The following is a 16,618-nucleotide window of genomic DNA, read 5'->3' as shown; positions in this document are numbered from 1 at the left end:
CTTAATTAGTGGGGCCTCTTTTTTATTCTTCTATTTTTTTCTTCTTTCTAGTCACTAATTGATAAATAACTGGGATGATAATTAGTGTTAGGAATGTAGATGTTGTTAAACCACCAATTACAGTTATTGCTAGACCTTTTGAAATTAATCCAGAAGTTGAGTTAGATACAGCCATAGGTACTAAAGCAAGAATAGTAGCTAATGCTGTCATTAGGATTGGACGTAGTCTCGTTTTTGATGCTTCGATTAATGCATCAATAACTTCTAACCCCTCACGACGATTATGTTCAACTCGATCTAATAATACTACTGCATTTGTTACAACTATACCAATTAACATCAGTAATCCAATCATTGCACTCATAGATAATGTTTGATTAGCGATGAATAATGCTAGGAACGCACCCATTGGTACAAATATTAATGATGATAAAATAACTAATGGTGTTCTTAATCCACCAAATGTCATACTCATGATTAAGAATACTAATCCAACTGCGACAATCATTGCTAGACCTAAATCACTGAAACCATCAGTAATCATATCTAACCCGCCACCAATTTTCATTTCAACACTATTTGGTATATCAATTTTATTTAATTGATCTGTTACGTCTTTTGTGACAGCTGCTGTGTCTTTTCCTTTCACAGTAGCACTGATAGATGCATACATTTTTCCATCTTCATGGTTGATTGAAACAGGTGCATCTTTCTGAGAAATCTTCACATAGTCCTTAATTTCTTTAGGACCCGTAGCAGTCATAATTTTAATGTTTTCTAAATCTGCCCTTGAACTAGCTTTCTCTTCATAACCAACAGACAGTTTATTTGTTTCTCCGTTTAAGTCATATTCACCGATTTCAACATCATTAATATTTTCATTAATTGCTCCCATTATTTGAAGCATTGAGATGTTTTCATCTAAAGCTTTATCACTTAATGTAATTTCCCATTTAGGTTGGACATCTTTTAAATTATTTGAAACGTTTTTCAAACGATCATCATCGTTTAATTCTTTTTCAATTTTTGAAGCAGCTTCTTTTAATTCATCAAAATTTGAAGAATATAAACTTACATCAATATTGTTTCCAGTTGGTGGACCATCTTGCGTGAATTCTTTTGCGTTAATTGTTGTACCATCAACTTTTGAATCAACAATTGCTGGAACTTCTTTATTAATTTTCGTGATGACCTTATCCATATCATTACCATTTTTCAGGTTGACTTGGAATACGGCCTTATTTTTGCCACCATCCATGTTCATAATAAAGTCACGTTTACCACCGACAGTTGCCTGAACAGTATCAATTAAATCTGAATCTGCAAAATAATTCTCTAATTCTTTCGCTACTTCATCAGATTGTTCAACAGTACTATTAGATGGAAGTGTAGCCGTTACTTGAAGTGTTTTATTTACACTACCTGGTAAGAATGAAAAGCCAAGAAATGGAATCATTGATAACGAACCAAGCAGTAATAAGATTGATAATGATAATACGATCCATTTACGTTTTAATGCAGTACGTAATAATTTTTCATAGTTTCTCATAAAACGAGTATCTGTTTTGTGCTCTTTTAATGGCTTTGTTAGGAATTTTGCTCCTAATGTAGGAATTAAAATAATCGCAACTAGTAATGATGTTAAAATTGATACAACTACTGAAATTGCAAATGGTCTAAAGAATTCTCCGATAATGCCACTTACAAATGCTAATGGTAAAAATACAACGATCGTAGCAAATGTTGAAGAAGCAACTGCACCAATAACTTCTTTTGTTGCATATAAAGCTAATTCTTTTTTCTTAAATTGATTATTTTTTTCTTGTCTCCATCTGTAAATATTTTCAATAACAACGATACTATCATCAACAATTCGGCCAATCGCAACAACAAGACCACCTAATGTCATGATGTTTAATGTATAACCCATTGAATTTAATACAGCAATCGTAGCAAATATTGAAATTGGTAGAGATAAAATTGAGATTAATGTCGCTCTAATATTACGTAAGAACAATAGAATTACGACAACTGTAAACAACGCACCTAGAAGCCCTTCCTTAATTAAAGAACTTACAGATTTCTCAATCTCTTTTCCGTTATCAAGAATTATATGTGTTTCTACCTTATGATCTTTCTTAAATTCTTTTACTTCTTTTTTAACTTCTGTAGCTACTTCAGCAGTATTTGAATCTTGTGTTTGAGATACTGATAAAATATAGCTCTCTTTTCCGTTAAAGCGTGAAATTTGATCTTGAATTGAAACTACCTTTACATCAGCGATATCGGCAACCGTAACATTTTTCGGAGTCGATGCTTGTACTTGTTGAGCCTGCTGGCCTTGTCCATTTGCCTGTACGCCCATTTGAGCTGATGCACCATTTGATAATACAGTTTTTTCAATTTGTTTTACTGACTGTAGATTTCCCTTCATTCGAACGGAAACTGTTTTCCCATCATTCTCTACTGAACCTAATGGAATTGCATAATCTTGACCTTGAATTGCATTTTTAATTGTATCTAATGAAATTCCATATTGCGCTGCTTTTTTATTATCTACAACAATTTGGATTTCTTCTTCTTTTGTACCTTGTAAACTTACTTCACTAACTCCATTTACTTTTTTAATTTGTGGAAGTAGATCTTTTTCAATTGATTGTTGTAAGTCCTTCACATCACCATTATTTACAATTGCAACTTGGTAAATTGGTGTTGAATCAATTGCAATTCGTTGAACCGTTGCTTCTGCTTTTTCTGGTAAATCTGTTTTATTTATAACACTATCAACATCTTTTTCAATCTTATCCATATCAGTACCAAATGGATAAATTAAGAAGATCGATGCCATATTTTCGCTTGAAGAACTTGTTAACTGATCATAGTTTTCTAACTTCATTAGCCCTTCTTCAATTGGCTTTGTAATTTTTTCTTCTATATCTTCAGATGAAGCACCTGGGTAGACAACTTGAACTGCTACTGCTGGAAATGAAACATCCGGGAATGTTTCAATTTGGATTTTTTGAGCAGAAAAAATTCCACCTATTAATACTAGAACACTTAATATAATTACAGCGATTGTGTTCTTTAAACTCAGTTTCGTTAAACTCGAAAACATCTATTTTTCCCCTTTCAATAACTATTTCTTAATCATGTGAATAGTTTATCAAACATTTATGAACAGAATATGAACATTCTAATCTTTTCTAATACATTCTTAACTTTTTGGTAGGATCACTGTAAAGCTTGTCCCTTCACCAATCATGCTATTTACCATTATTTTTGCTTCATGCATTTCAATAATTTTTTGTACAATTGATAACCCCAATCCTGTTCCATGCTTATGTCTAGACTGATCAGCTTGGAAAAACCGCTCAAATATTCGTTCAATGTTTTCTTTGCTGATACCAATCCCGTTGTCTTTAATAATGACACTACATTCATGTGGTTGATCAATAATATCTACTGAAATAATTCCACCATTATTTGAATATTTAAATGCATTTTGTAAAAGATTAATCCAAACTTGCTCTAGTAATAACCTGTCTGCAACTATTTTTGTTTGTGGTAAATTCAATATTAACTGAAGCTTTTTTCTTTCCCAATGAGGTTCCAACGTAACTATGACTTTTCTAATTTGTTCATCTAAATGGTACATAGTAGGTTCAAATGGATGCTGGTCAGAATCGAGTGATGCCAATTTTAACAATCTCTCACTCAATATTGATAAGCGTTCAGTTTCCTCTTCAATAATAGATATATAGTGCTCTCTTTTTCCATTTACTAATTCTCTATTCTTCAACACTTTTGCAAACCCCTTAATTGAGGTTAAAGGTGATTGTATTTCATGTGATACGTTTGAAACAAACTCACTTCTCATTTCTTCTAACTTACCTAATTTCTCAGTCATAACATTAAAATGTGTCGATAAGAATCCTATTTCATCTTTCCGATTTACAGCAACCCTAACATCATAATTTCCTTTAGCTATTTCATTTGTTGCTTCTGTTAAGGCCTTTATTGGTTTTACTAATAATTTTGCGACAAACAAGAATGTAATTGAGCCAATAATTAATGTAGTAAGAAGACTGGAAAAGAGAATTCGATGCATTTTAAAGAAACCACGTTCAAAATTTGGTTGTACAAATAATGCATAGTTTTCGCCATTTCTCTCAAATGGAATACCAACAATATAAGGATGTTTATCCGAAGATTTACTTATTGGGAAATGGTGTCCCGATAAAACTGATTCTATATTTTTTTTCTTAACAGCAAATTTTTTGGGGGCATTATTTTTAATGATCACTTTATAAGAACCGTCATAAATTGTCAGACTGTAATTTTTACTAAGCATATTTAACGTAGTTTCTACTTGATTATTTCCATCATTTATCTGATAAATTGAAATGAAATTTTCACCGACTTCGTTCAAATCCTCTTGTACTTCAGCAATAATATTTTTAATAAAATACTTCGATGCAATAAAAAATGTAAAAACTAAACTCAAGATGATGACTGAAATAAAAATAAAGACTAACTTCGTATAAATGCTTTTCATGAACGTATTTCCTCTAATTTATATCCAAGTCCTCTTACAGTAACAATCTCCACTGTGGCGTTGATTTCTCTTAATCGTTCGCGTACTCGTTTAATATGAACATCCACTGTTCGCTCATCACCTTCATAATCAAGTCCCCATATTTGTTCAATTAAATCATTTCGTGTAAAAATTCTTCCACCTTGACTAGCAAGTTTAAATAAAAGTTCAAACTCCTTTAACGGAAGCATAATAGTATGCTGATCAACAGCTATTTCATATTTGATTTGATTGATGACTAGATTGCCAACATGAAGATTTTTATCGACTAATAATTGATATCTTCTAAGTAGCACTTTTACTCTAGCAACCAACTCTAATGGATCAAAAGGCTTTACTACATAATCGTCAACGCCTAGATCGAATCCTTTTAATTTATCTTGAGATTCTCCCTTTGCTGTCACCATTAGCACTGGAATATCATAAAATCGCTTTAGTTCTTTCGTGAATTCATAACCATCTACCTCTGGCATCATCACATCTACCACCGCGATTTGAATTTGATTAGACTCAAGCAATGACAAAGCTTTTTCACCGTTTTCTGCTTCTATCACTGAGTAACCTTCTCCACTCAAAAAAATAGAAATTAACTCTCTAATATGATCATCATCATCAACAACTAATACATTAACAGTATTCATGTTTCTCACCTACTTAATTCCATTGTATATATTTGATGAATATATTATATAAGTACATTATGAACTTAATATGAATAAAGAAATCAGTCTTAGGACGTATCCAGGATAAATTCATTGAACACTAAAAAAAGAATGGCTTCATACCATTCTCATAATAGACCGGACAATCCAATAAATTGTTAAAAAAATTAATCAATATTATGTAACAAAACCTACGTTTGAAAATTAAATTATCCTTAAAAAACGTTTAAGATTTAGATTCTCCTTGTTATAGTGTGGAAGAATATGGAATACTATGATTAGATGAATTTATTAACTAGTTTTGATTACAACTTCAGGAGTGTCTTATGAATAAGATTCAGTTAAGTAAAGTAGGTTTATTTAAGCTATTATTTATTTCTATATTACTAGTTGCATTTATTTTTGTTGGAAAAAATGTACTTTTAAACTTTGATTTTAAGATGTTTTTTAATTACATGGATTCACTTACATTATTTGAATACATTATGATCTTTGCATTAGGAATCATAGCTGTTTCTCCAATGTTTTTATATGATTTTGTGCTTGTAAGACTTCTAAATTTAGATTTTAGTTTCCGTAAAATAATGGTTGTTGCTTGGCTAGCAAATACAACTTCAAATTTAATTGGGCTTGGAGGGATTGCTGGGACGACAATTCGAACAATGTTTTATCGAAAAGATCGTTCAGCACCTGAAATTATTAAAGCAGTAAGCAGTGTCACGATTTTCTTACTTTCAGGCTTATCAATATTAAGTCTTTTATTATTCACAGGCATGTTTGACTTATCTTTTTTAAATGAATATAAATCAATGTATATTGCCATTATTATTGCAATCGTGTACTTTCCAATAATGTTCATCGTTGTTTACTTGAAACGAAATTTTTTCTCAGAAGATTTTTCAGCGAAATTTATGTTTAGTCTAGTGATTATTTCACTTGCAGAATGGACATTTATTCTTCTATTTATTTATTTTATTTGCTTATTCTTACATGTAGATATTTCTTTAATAGAAGTACTTCCTGTATTTTTAGTCGCATCTGTTGCTGCTTTAATTAGTATGATTCCTGGTGGACTTGGATCTTTTGACTTTCTTTTCCTGCTAGGATTTACTTACTTTGGAATCGATAAAGAAACAACTTTACTTGTATTACTAATCTATCGTTTCAGTTATTTCTTCTTTCCTTTCGCTTGTGGATTGGTTATTGTTTTAAAATTATTATGGAATCGTTTAAATGATTCATTTAATGAATTACCGAATCAAATTTCTACATATTTGGGACACAAGGCTATTACAATTTTAGTCTTTCTATCTGGTGTGATCCTTTTAATGTCAGCCGCCGTACCTAGTATGTTGTTACGTATTAGTATTTTACAAATCATTCTATCTTCAACGATCATTAATATCTCCCATTTACTTTCTGTCACAGTAGGCTTTACTCTACTTGGGCTATCTCGTGGTATTGATTATAAGGTGAAACGAGCGTGGTATATTACATTATTTATGCTCGTGATTGGTGCTGTTACAACCTATTCAAAAGGACTCGATTATGAAGAAGCATTATTTGTTCTAGCCGTAGCATTTATCTTGTTTATTTCCAGAAAGCAATTTTATCGAGAAAGCTTTGTATTAACCTGGGGTAAACTAATCGTTGATAATTTCATTTTATTTTTCTTTTTAGGAAGTTATTTGCTAATAGCATATCTTAATCTTCCTCAATCGAGTGTAAAAATTCCAGCTAAATATCTCCCTTATGTACTTGTAAATTCTCAAGATATTGTAGTCAGTGCTGTGCTTGGATTTACAGCTGCTCTATTTTTATTTTATATAGCATTCTTTAAAGGGAAAATTAAGCAATTTCAATTTATCAGTACAAAAAAAGAAGAAGGCAAAATAAGAGAACATCTGAATAAGTACGGTGGAAATGAATTATCTCATTTAGTATTTTTACACGATAAGTATGTATATTGGGCTCAAGAAGATACTGTATTATTTGTTTTCCAACCATATGCAGATAAGCTAGTTATTTTAGGTGATCCAATTGGAGAATCGTCCCGCGTATATCCAGCTATTGAAGAATTATTAAATTGTGCTGACCGTTTTGGATATACACTTGTCTTCTACCAAGTCAATTCAAACTCATTACCTTACTTACATGAAAATGGATTTGATTTCTTCAAACTAGGAGAAGAAGGTTTTACTGAAACAACTACATTCAATCTTTCTGGTAAACGTAACAAAGGACTAAGAGCACTCTATAATAAATTTGAGCGTGAACAATATAGTTTTGAGCTGGTAGAACCACCTTTTTCTGATGAATTACTAATGCAATTAAGGCAACTATCTACTGAATGGCTTAATGGACGTAAGGAAAAAGGATTCTCTCTTGGCTATTTTTATGAAGATTATATTCAATTAGCACCAGTTGCATTGATTAAGAACAGTGAAAATAAGCTAGTTGCTTTTGCTTCAATAATGCCAAGTTATACAGATCAAACCATTTCGATTGACTTAATGCGACATACAAAAGATGCTCCAAAAGGCATAATGGATTATATGTTTGTGAACTTAATTGAGTGGTCTAAAAATAAAGATTTTACTTATTTTAATGTCGGTATGACTCCACTAGCAAATGTGGGACTATCCAAATATTCATTTACGAGTGAGAAAATAGCATCACAAATTTATCAATACGGGCAGTTTTTATATCATTTTCAAGGTTTAAGAAGTTTTAAAGAAAAATACGTTCATAAATGGACACCTAAGTTTCTTGCATATCATAAAAAAACTTCTTTACCAATTACAATGCTACAAATTACATCACTTATATCTAGATCAAGAAAAAATTAAAGAAACAAGCTAGTTAATGATTACTACATTAGCTAGCTTGTTTTTTTACTTTATTACGAAATTGATTCAAAAGAAAGGTGTTCCACATTTGTTATTTATAATGCTTTTGTCGTTTTTTTCTAAAAAGCCTTTGTATTAAAGATTATTGTTTAAGTCAGAATTAGAATATTACGCTTTATAAGAAGTTGATTGTAACGGAAGGTGTTCGACTCCTGTGGGAGCGGGACAGGTGAGACCCCACAGAAAGCGAGCACTAGGAGTGAAATTCGTAAATCTAAATTGAATCAAAGTTGAGTGTATATTATTGATATTTTCTAAAAAGCCTTTGAATTAAAGATTATTATTTTAGTCAGAATTAGAATATTACTCTTTTTTAAGAAGTTGATTGGAACAGAAGGTTGCTCGACTCCTGTGTGAGTAGCGGGAAAGTTGAGACCCCGCAGGCGCATTGTGCCGAGGAGGCTCAACTCACGCCCCACGTAAAGCGAGCACTAGGAGTGAAATTCGCAAATCTAAATTGATTCAAAGTTGAGTGTATATTGTTGATATTTTCTAAAAAGCCTTTGAATTAAAGATTATTTTTTAGTCAGGAATAGAATATTACTCTTTATTAAGAAGTTGATTGTAACGGAAGGTTGCTCGACTCCTGTGGGAGTAGCGGGAAAGTTGAGACCCCGCAGGCGCATTGTGCCGAGGAGGCTCAACTCACGCCCCACGGAAAGCGAGCATCCTGGAGTGGAAATCAACACACTTCTTTCCCAGACAAAAAATACAAATAAAGAATAAAACTTACTACTTGCAAAAAGAAATAATATGAATTATGATTGTGTCATATTAAATTGTGCACAATTAATATAAAGGATGTTGGGAAAATGAAAAAAGAAGAGATGTTATTACTTGAAAATCAGCTTTGTTTTTCTATTTATGCTTGTTCACGAGAAATTACAAAGCTTTATCGTCCAATGCTTGATGAAATTGGGATTACTTATCCACAATACTTAGTTATGTTGTCATTATGGGAAAATGACAAGCAAACTGTTAAAGATTTAGGTGATTCCCTATTTTTAGATTCCGGTACGCTAACGCCAATGCTAAAGCGAATGGAACAGGCAGGATTGATCATGAGACAACGTGATTCAATCGATGAAAGAAAAGTTTTTATCTCATTAACTGAAGATGGAAAAAAATTAAAAGAAGAAGCATATTGCATTCCCGAACAATTTTTTAAAGAAAGCAATGCCACTCAAGAAGAATTTTTATCACTGCTTAATCAAACAAAATCACTATTACAGAAAATCCATTCTGTAAATGAACATAAATAATAAATAGAATAACAAGGGAGAGATCATGATGGAACATTTATATACTGCAACAGCTACAGCTACTGGAGGAAGAGATGGTAGAGTTATATCATCTGACGAATTTGTTAACTTAGCACTTAAGCCACCAGTTGAATTAGGTGGACCTGGTGGTGCAACAAATCCTGAACAGCTTTTCGCTGCTGGCTATTCAGCTTGCTTTGACAGTGCTTTAAACCTAGTGGCACGTCAACAAAAAGTGAAATTAGAATCTACATCTGTAACTGCAAATGTAACAATTGGTAAAGATCCAGTAGATGGTGGTTTCAAATTAGCAACACAACTTGATGTAAAAGTGAAAGGTGTACCAACTGAAGTAGCAGTTGAATTAGTCAAAGCAGCACATGGCGTTTGCCCATATTCAAAAGCAACTAAAGGAAATATGGAAGTACAACTAAGAGTAATAGGTTAATATAGGTAAAAGGCAAAAAGAGCAGGATAAACTAGGCCTTTCCCAGTTTCCACCTGCTCTTTTCTTTTATAGTTGTATGTCCAAGGCATCATCAGTCGTGAAAAATTTCCTGTATGATAATAGAGTTGAACAAAATACACTGATTGCAATTGAACCAATTAAAATACATTCAATTAATAATTGATATTTAATGGCATATAGCGGGCTAATCCCTGCAAAAATCATACCCGTCATTGAACCTGGTAATGTGACAATTCCAACCGTCTTAGCTCGATCAATTGAAGGAATGAGCGCAGCTTTAATTGAACTTTTAATAACGGAGTTTGAAGCTTGTTTTGTAGTTGCTCCTAAGCATAGTGCAGCTTCAATTTGATGTCTATTTGATATTATTTCAGCTCTAAGCCTCGTTAATGCTAAGCTATTAGCATTCATCGAAGTACTAATAATCATACTTGAAATCGGAATAACGTATTGGGCCTTTAATGCAATACTATTTGCCACTAAAACGACTCCTAGGGAAATAGTGACCCCTAATAATATACTGATAAACGAAATGAAAAATACTCCTTCTATTTGAAAGGACCTTTTACTAGATGTATAAGCTCCAAATAGCGTCATGCAAAATAAAATCAAAATAACGACTAAAAAATGCTCTATACTCAGTACATATTCAAGGACATATCCCATAATCATTAACTGAATAACAGTCCGTACCGATGAAATGCCCAACTCTTTTTCGACACCTAGCTTTTGATAATATGATAGTCCTATGGCAATGACTATTAATAAAAAGGTCAGTGATACACCCGTAATTTGCAAATTGCCTTCCATAACATACTCCCTTTTTAAGCGATAGTTGAGAGAAAGTTTTTGCCAAATTCAGTACTTGGATTATCAAAGAATGCTTTTGTCGTACTTACTTCAACTAATCTTCCTTCAATTAACAACCCTACTCTATCTGCAATTTGTTGAACTAAATCCATATTATGTGTAACTAAAATAACCGTTTTTTTCTCTTCTCTTTTTAAAGCTAATAAAAGTTGTTGAATATGTATTGTTGATTGTGGATCTAATGCCGATGTAATTTCATCGCATAATAATATGTTTGATTTCATCGCTAATGTTCTAGCAATTGAAACCCTTTGTTGCTGACCAATTGATAGTGATAAAGCATTTCGTTCCAACAGATTTGACTCAAGACCTACTTTATCTAACAGATTAGATGCTAAAACAAAGCCATCTTTTTTATGAATTTCACCACTAAATTGTAAACCTAATAAAATATTATCCTGAACAGTGCCTTCAAATAATGAAGGGCTTTGTAAGATCATCATTGCATTTTTTCGTAATTTTTGTGGTGAGACCGAGTAGATCGACTGTCCATTTAATAAAATCTCACCTTCTTTGATTTTTTGTAGTCGATTTAAAGTGCGAAGCAGCGTTGATTTTCCTGATCCAGAAGTGCCAATCACACAAAATATTTCTCCTTCATTTATTTGAAAGGAAATATTTTTTAGTATTTGATTTCCATGAATATCAACACTTATGTTTTTAATATCATATACCACTTAAATCCCCCTTACATTAAACAAAAGGTGCCCTATTCAATGAAGGACACCTTTTGTTTCACTTTTTAAAGTATTTTTCGACCTCGGCCATGTGGAATACAAAGTGGTGTTCCAAACAATGGATCTTTAACGATATCACAGTTCATACAAAAAACATCACAAATTAATTCCTGATTTATGATCTTTTCAGGGTCACCCTCGGCATATACTTTACCATTTGAGATCGCAACTACGTTATGAGCATATCTGCATGCTAAATTAATATCATGTAGAACCATAACAATTGTGCGTTTTTCTTTTTCATTTAATTCATATAATAAATCTAGTATTTCAATCTGATGCGTTAGGTCAAGATAAGTAGTAGGCTCATCTAGTAAAATCGTGTCTGTATCTTGCGCTAAAGTCATAGCAATCCAAGCACGTTGACGTTGTCCACCAGAAAGTGAATCTACAAACTGATCTTTTAAATCAAACATATTCGTCATTTTTAAAGCATGGTTTACTTTTTCTTCATCTTCTTTAGACCATTGCTTTAACCAAGTTTGATATGGATATCTTCCTTGTTTTACTAATTGGAAGACAGTTAATCCTTCAGGTGCTACAGGACTTTGAGGTAATATAGACAAATTACGTGCAACTTCTTTTGTAGGACGTTTACTGATTTCTTTTCCATCCAGTAAAATTGTTCCACTTTTTGGTTGAAGTAATCTAGCAAGAGATCGAAGTAATGTAGATTTCCCACATCCGTTCGCACCTATTAGTACTGTTATCTTCCCTTTTGGTACTTCAAAGTTTAATTCATTTATAATCGTTTTATCATCATACGATAAGGTTAATTTATCAGTTACAATCGCATTAGTCATGCTATCACCTTTTTCCTGTTTTAAATAATAAATATATAAAATATGGTGCACCAATTACCGCTGTAAATACTCCCGCAGGAATCTGAATTGGTAGAAATACGGTTCTTCCAATTGTATCTGCAACTAATACCATTACTGCGCCGATCATGCCAGATAAAGGAATTAAGACGCCATAAGATGCACCTACAATTTTACGGGCAATATGAGGTGCAATGAGTCCGACAAAACCAATTGCTCCTGCAAATGAAACAGCTCCTGCTACTAAAGCTGTACTAATAAATAATAGAATTAGTCTATTTTTCTCGACTTGCACCCCTAAACTAGTAGAAACTTCATCACCTAATTGTTGTGTATTTAAATTTCTAATAAATAATAATGCTAATAGAATAAATGCAATTGTCCAGAGAAGTAAAATCTTTACTTGTTCCCAATTTGCACCGTAAACGCTACCTGTTAACCACATATTTGCTTCAGATGCTCTAAAAATTGGGCCAACAATCATAAAGAATGAAGTAATAGCCTGTGCAAGCGAAGAAAACCCTACACCTACCAATACTAAACGTAATGGTCTTAATTCCCCATTTTTATAAGCTAATCCATAAACAAAAATCAAACTAACAATAGCTCCAATAAAAGCTGCAAGTGGTAACCACTTAATACTAACAGTTAATTGATTTGTACGATCATCACTAAATATTGCTAAAAACAATACAACAGCTGCACCTGCTCCACCTGTAATTCCTAAAATATCTGGTGAAGCTAAAGGATTTCTTACTAATCCTTGAAGTATCGCTCCAGCAATTGCTAATGAAAGGCCTGCTAACATTGCAATGACAATTCTAGGCATACGAAAAGCTTGAATAAATAATTCATCTATTTTTTTCCCTTCTCCAAGGAGAACGGAAACAACTTTAGGAATGGAAATATATCGATCACCAAGCGTCAAACTAATTAAAAATGTACTCAATAATAGAATAAAAGTAATTAACAAAACGATTAATGAACGTTTATTTAGTAGATATGAAAAAAATCTATTACGTACTTTAATCATGTTCATTTAATCGTACCGCCTTTTCTTGCTAAATAGATAAAGAATGGAGCTCCTATAACAGCTGTTGTAATACCCACTGGCGTTTCTTCTGGCATTAATAAATAACGAGAAGCAATATCTGCTAATAATAATAAAATTGCCCCAACCACACCAGTAAAAGGAATCATCCATCGATAATCATTTTTGACAAACATTCTAACAATTTGCGGAACAATAATACCTACTAGACCAATTGGACCAGCGACACTTACAGCTCCACCAGCAAGGACGATTACTAAAACTACTAAAGTAATTTTCAACATCGCTGTATTCTGACCTAATGCTTTAGATAAGTCCTCACCTAGCATAAAAGTATTAATTTTACTACCAAGTGCAAGTGAAATAACCCAAGCTACTACAATATATGGTAGAACCAATACTAATGAATCTAGTGAACGCCCTTGTACCGAACCAGCTAACCAAAATAACACTTGATCTAAAGCTACCTCATTTGTTACAAGTAACCCTTGAGTAATTGAACTAAACATGGCAGCAATTGATACACCTGCTAATGTAATTTTTAAAGGCGTTGCTCCATCTTTTCCAAGAGAGCTTAATCCAAATACAAATAATGAAGATAATGCTGCACCAATAAAAGACAACCAGATTGTAGCTGTCACTGATTGCAAATTAAAAAAAGTAATACTTAACACGATTAACATAGATGCACCAGCATTAATTCCAAGAACACTTGGAGATGCTAATGGATTTTTTGTTAAGACCTGCATGAATAAACCGGCAATCGCAAGACTCGCACCAACTACTGATGCAATGATTGCTCTCGGTATTCTAACATTTTGTATAATCAAGTGTTCATTCGAACCATTAAAATTGGTAAACGTATGAATTAAGTTTGTAAAACTAGTATCTGTATACCCTAGTAATATACTAGAAAAAAAGCAAACGACGAATAATAAAATACAAGCAATTAAAACGATCATTCTTGATCTAAAATGAATAAGCATACGCTATCTCCTACTATATCTATTCTCTTTCCTTAGTCTAAATGATATAAATTATCAAGTCAATGAGAACCGTTTTCATTTTTCTTATTGACTCCACTAAAATAGTAATCTATAATACGATTTGTCAATAAATGAAAATGGTTATCAACTAGAAGGAGAGTATAAACACATGAAAAAATTCAAATTTTCTTCAATTATTGCACTATTAATTGCAGCTGTAATGGTATTAGGTGCATGTGGTTCAAAGAAAGATGAGAAAACATCTTCAAATGAAAGCAAAGCAAAAACAGTAACGATTGAACATGCAATGGGAACTACAAAAATTCCAGCAGATCCTAAAAAAGTAGTTATTTTAACAAACGAAGGAACTGAAGCTTTATTAGCATTAGGCGTTAAACCTGTAGGTGCTGTTCAATCTTGGACAGGTAAACCTTGGTATGATCATATTTCTAAAGATATGGATGGCGTAGAAGTAGTTGGTTTAGAAAGCGAAGTAAGCCTTGAAACAATCGCAGGCTTAGAGCCAGACTTAATTATTGGTAACAAAATGCGTCAAGAAAAAGTGTATGAGCAATTAAATGCTATTGCTCCAACTGTAATGGCTGAAACTCTTCGTGGAGATTGGCAAGAAAACTTTAAATTCTATGCAAAAGTATTAAATAAAGAAGCTGAAGGCAAAAAAATCTTAGATGATTATGCTAAACGCGTTGAAGAAGTTAAAACTAATTTAGGCGATAAAGTAAACAATGAAATTTCTATGGTTCGTTTCATGGGTGCAGATGTACGTATTTATCACTTAGATACTTTCTCTGGTGTTGTTCTTAATCAGTTAGGCTTTAAACGTCCAGAGTCTCAAAATGTAAATGACTTTGCTGAAAAAGGTGTAACTAAAGAAAGAATTCCAGCAATGGATGGAGATTATATTTTCTACTTTACTTATGAAACTGATACTGAATCTGGTGCTAAATTCGAAAAAGAATTTACAGAAGATCCTTTATTCAAAAAATTAAATGCTTCTAAAAATGGTCATGTATACAAAGTTAACGATGTAATTTGGAACACTGCTGGTGGTATCAAAGCTGCTTACTTAATGTTAGATGATATCGAGAAGACTTTTTCAAAATAAATTCATTCATTAAAAATTTAAACAAAGTACCATAAATTAAGTTTTTTAATAGTTTGAAAGGGTTAGCCTAAATGGCTAACCCTTTCTTATATAATAAAAAAATGGGGGCGATATTAGTTTGTAATCTTTGCTAAAAACTCTTTCTTTAATTCGATTGCTTTAATTAAATTCGCCTTAATTGTTTGAAGCGTATTAACAGATATATCATAATCTCTTTCTTTTAATTTCCCCTTAAATGTTTCCCAATTGCTTTTTCGATCTTCCCAAAGTTTTTTTACTTCAGTAGAATACGCTTTATGTTCATTTTTAAGAGTAGTTAATTTAGATTTAATATCGTTTAACGCAACCTTCTTTTCTGCTTTTGTTTTATCTTTTGCAGATTGAATTAATTTTGCTTCTTTTTTAAGAGATTCTATTTTTAAGTGATATGCAGATTTTATTTGAGTATTTAATTGTGCTTTTTGTTCTCTTAAAGCTTTAATTTCTGCTTGTAGATCTTTCAATTGTTGAGGCTTTTGTACTTTTGTTTGTTTTTGTTTTGCTTCTACTGATACATTTGTAGATGGTTTCACTTCATCAGCATGAACTGCTGAAACACCTAATGACATTGCAAACATAAATGGAACGATGACTCTTTTCTTCATATTAAACCTCCAAATTGTTTTTACTATTATTCTTTCAAATGCGAGAGACTCATACTATGGTGCATGTTTTATCCAAACTTTTGTGTTTTTGCTTTCTTGTTGATGAATCAATTGGCAATTCTTGAAGTAATGATATAGGATAACTTGATGGATAAGAATCCCTCATTTGAAAGATAAATAAGAAAAAATAGCGATCTTAAAGTTTGTCTTGTTGTTTATGTGTAGTTTATTCTTTTGATGTATGCTACTAATTTCTTATTCTAAAAGTAATATACCGTACGATTGTCACAACTAAGTAACAACAATCTGAAGTTCTTGTTAACAATTCCAATAATATAAAAAAAAGACTCTTCTGGAAGAGCCTTTTGATCTGGTAAAAAGAAGTATGTTGATTTCCGCTTCAGGTTGCTCGCTTTCCGTGGGGCGAGAGCTGAGCCTCCTCGGCTTACGCCTGTGGGGTCTCAGCCTTCCCGCTACTCCCACAGGA

The 16,618-nt window shown here is 32.4% G+C and carries 13 protein-coding genes; 4 read left to right on the top strand and 9 right to left on the bottom strand.

The annotated features are described in order from the left end of the window. Positions 1-22 precede the first annotated feature (22 nt). From CAB05_RS10230 to CAB05_RS10220, 3 genes are all read right to left on the bottom strand, one after another. On the bottom strand, positions 23-3,115 hold the full coding sequence (locus CAB05_RS10230; protein ID WP_087999740.1) for an efflux RND transporter permease subunit: 3,093 nt from the start codon (positions 3,113-3,115) through the stop codon (positions 23-25). A gap of 99 nt (positions 3,116-3,214) precedes the next feature. Next, positions 3,215-4,555, bottom strand: a complete 1,341-nt coding sequence (locus CAB05_RS10225; protein WP_087999739.1) for a sensor histidine kinase — start codon at positions 4,553-4,555, stop codon at positions 3,215-3,217. Then, positions 4,552-5,235, bottom strand: a complete 684-nt coding sequence (locus CAB05_RS10220) for a response regulator transcription factor (protein WP_087999738.1) — start codon at positions 5,233-5,235, stop codon at positions 4,552-4,554. The genes CAB05_RS10225 and CAB05_RS10220 overlap by 4 nt, the downstream gene beginning before the upstream one ends. Positions 5,236-5,582: 347 nt before the next feature. On the opposite strand from CAB05_RS10220, the gene mprF reads away from it, so the two are divergent. The 3 genes from mprF to CAB05_RS10205 all read left to right on the top strand — a co-directional run bounded on the left by mprF (position 5,583) and on the right by CAB05_RS10205 (position 9,875). After that, complete coding sequence (mprF, locus tag CAB05_RS10215) at positions 5,583-8,105, top strand: bifunctional lysylphosphatidylglycerol flippase/synthetase MprF (protein WP_087999737.1); 2,523 nt, start codon at positions 5,583-5,585, stop codon at positions 8,103-8,105. An 872-nt stretch (positions 8,106-8,977) separates the two neighbouring features. Further along, a complete protein-coding gene (locus CAB05_RS10210) occupies positions 8,978-9,427 on the top strand; it encodes a MarR family winged helix-turn-helix transcriptional regulator (protein ID WP_087999736.1) in 450 nt (149 codons plus the stop codon). 28 nt (positions 9,428-9,455) lie between these two features. Then, positions 9,456-9,875: an organic hydroperoxide resistance protein gene (locus CAB05_RS10205; RefSeq protein WP_087999735.1), complete on the top strand. Its 420-nt coding sequence runs from the start codon at positions 9,456-9,458 to the stop codon at positions 9,873-9,875. Between the two features lie 66 nt (positions 9,876-9,941). On the opposite strand, the gene CAB05_RS10200 is transcribed toward CAB05_RS10205, so the two are convergent. The 5 genes from CAB05_RS10200 to CAB05_RS10180 form a co-directional block, all read right to left on the bottom strand. Then, positions 9,942-10,706, bottom strand: coding sequence for an ABC transporter permease (locus tag CAB05_RS10200; protein ID WP_087999734.1), 765 nt, complete (start codon positions 10,704-10,706; stop codon positions 9,942-9,944). A 14-nt stretch (positions 10,707-10,720) separates the two neighbouring features. Further along, on the bottom strand, positions 10,721-11,443 hold the full coding sequence (locus tag CAB05_RS10195) for a phosphate ABC transporter ATP-binding protein (protein ID WP_087999733.1): 723 nt from the start codon (positions 11,441-11,443) through the stop codon (positions 10,721-10,723). A gap of 65 nt (positions 11,444-11,508) precedes the next feature. Then, the gene (locus tag CAB05_RS10190) at positions 11,509-12,306 is read right to left on the bottom strand and encodes an ABC transporter ATP-binding protein (protein ID WP_088000390.1); all 798 of its coding nucleotides are present in this window, start codon (positions 12,304-12,306) and stop codon (positions 11,509-11,511) included. Between the two features lie 4 nt (positions 12,307-12,310). Next, entirely contained in the window at positions 12,311-13,363 is a 1,053-nt protein-coding gene (locus CAB05_RS10185; protein WP_087999732.1) for a FecCD family ABC transporter permease, read from the bottom strand. After that, a complete protein-coding gene (locus CAB05_RS10180) occupies positions 13,360-14,361 on the bottom strand; it encodes a FecCD family ABC transporter permease (protein WP_087999731.1) in 1,002 nt (333 codons plus the stop codon). The genes CAB05_RS10185 and CAB05_RS10180 overlap by 4 nt, the downstream gene beginning before the upstream one ends. 169 nt (positions 14,362-14,530) lie before the next feature. On the opposite strand from CAB05_RS10180, the gene CAB05_RS10175 reads away from it, so the two are divergent. Further along, complete coding sequence (locus CAB05_RS10175) at positions 14,531-15,487, top strand: ABC transporter substrate-binding protein (RefSeq protein WP_087999730.1); 957 nt, start codon at positions 14,531-14,533, stop codon at positions 15,485-15,487. A 113-nt stretch (positions 15,488-15,600) separates the two neighbouring features. Here CAB05_RS10175 and CAB05_RS10170 read toward each other — a convergent pair whose 3' ends face one another. Beyond that, positions 15,601-16,131, bottom strand: a complete 531-nt coding sequence (locus CAB05_RS10170) for a hypothetical protein (RefSeq protein ID WP_087999729.1) — start codon at positions 16,129-16,131, stop codon at positions 15,601-15,603. Positions 16,132-16,618: the final 487 nt, after the last annotated feature.

Source organism: Gottfriedia solisilvae, from assembly GCF_002128405.1.
Taxonomy (GTDB): domain Bacteria; phylum Bacillota; class Bacilli; order Bacillales; family Bacillaceae_G; genus Gottfriedia; species Gottfriedia solisilvae.
Note: the sequence above shows the minus strand (reverse complement) of the source record. Positions and strands in the feature narration are given on the sequence as shown.

Coding starts and splice junctions, on each gene's coding strand:
- CAB05_RS10230 (WP_087999740.1), bottom strand. CDS start 3,115: ATGTTTTCGAGTTTAACGAAACTGAGTTTAAAGAACACAATCGCTGTA.
- CAB05_RS10225 (WP_087999739.1), bottom strand. CDS start 4,555: ATGAAAAGCATTTATACGAAGTTAGTCTTTATTTTTATTTCAGTCATC.
- CAB05_RS10220 (WP_087999738.1), bottom strand. CDS start 5,235: ATGAATACTGTTAATGTATTAGTTGTTGATGATGATGATCATATTAGA.
- mprF (WP_087999737.1), top strand. CDS start 5,583: ATGAATAAGATTCAGTTAAGTAAAGTAGGTTTATTTAAGCTATTATTT.
- CAB05_RS10210 (WP_087999736.1), top strand. CDS start 8,978: ATGAAAAAAGAAGAGATGTTATTACTTGAAAATCAGCTTTGTTTTTCT.
- CAB05_RS10205 (WP_087999735.1), top strand. CDS start 9,456: ATGGAACATTTATATACTGCAACAGCTACAGCTACTGGAGGAAGAGAT.
- CAB05_RS10200 (WP_087999734.1), bottom strand. CDS start 10,706: ATGGAAGGCAATTTGCAAATTACGGGTGTATCACTGACCTTTTTATTA.
- CAB05_RS10190 (WP_088000390.1), bottom strand. CDS start 12,306: ATGACTAATGCGATTGTAACTGATAAATTAACCTTATCGTATGATGAT.
- CAB05_RS10185 (WP_087999732.1), bottom strand. CDS start 13,363: ATGAACATGATTAAAGTACGTAATAGATTTTTTTCATATCTACTAAAT.
- CAB05_RS10180 (WP_087999731.1), bottom strand. CDS start 14,361: ATGCTTATTCATTTTAGATCAAGAATGATCGTTTTAATTGCTTGTATT.
- CAB05_RS10175 (WP_087999730.1), top strand. CDS start 14,531: ATGAAAAAATTCAAATTTTCTTCAATTATTGCACTATTAATTGCAGCT.
- CAB05_RS10170 (WP_087999729.1), bottom strand. CDS start 16,131: ATGAAGAAAAGAGTCATCGTTCCATTTATGTTTGCAATGTCATTAGGT.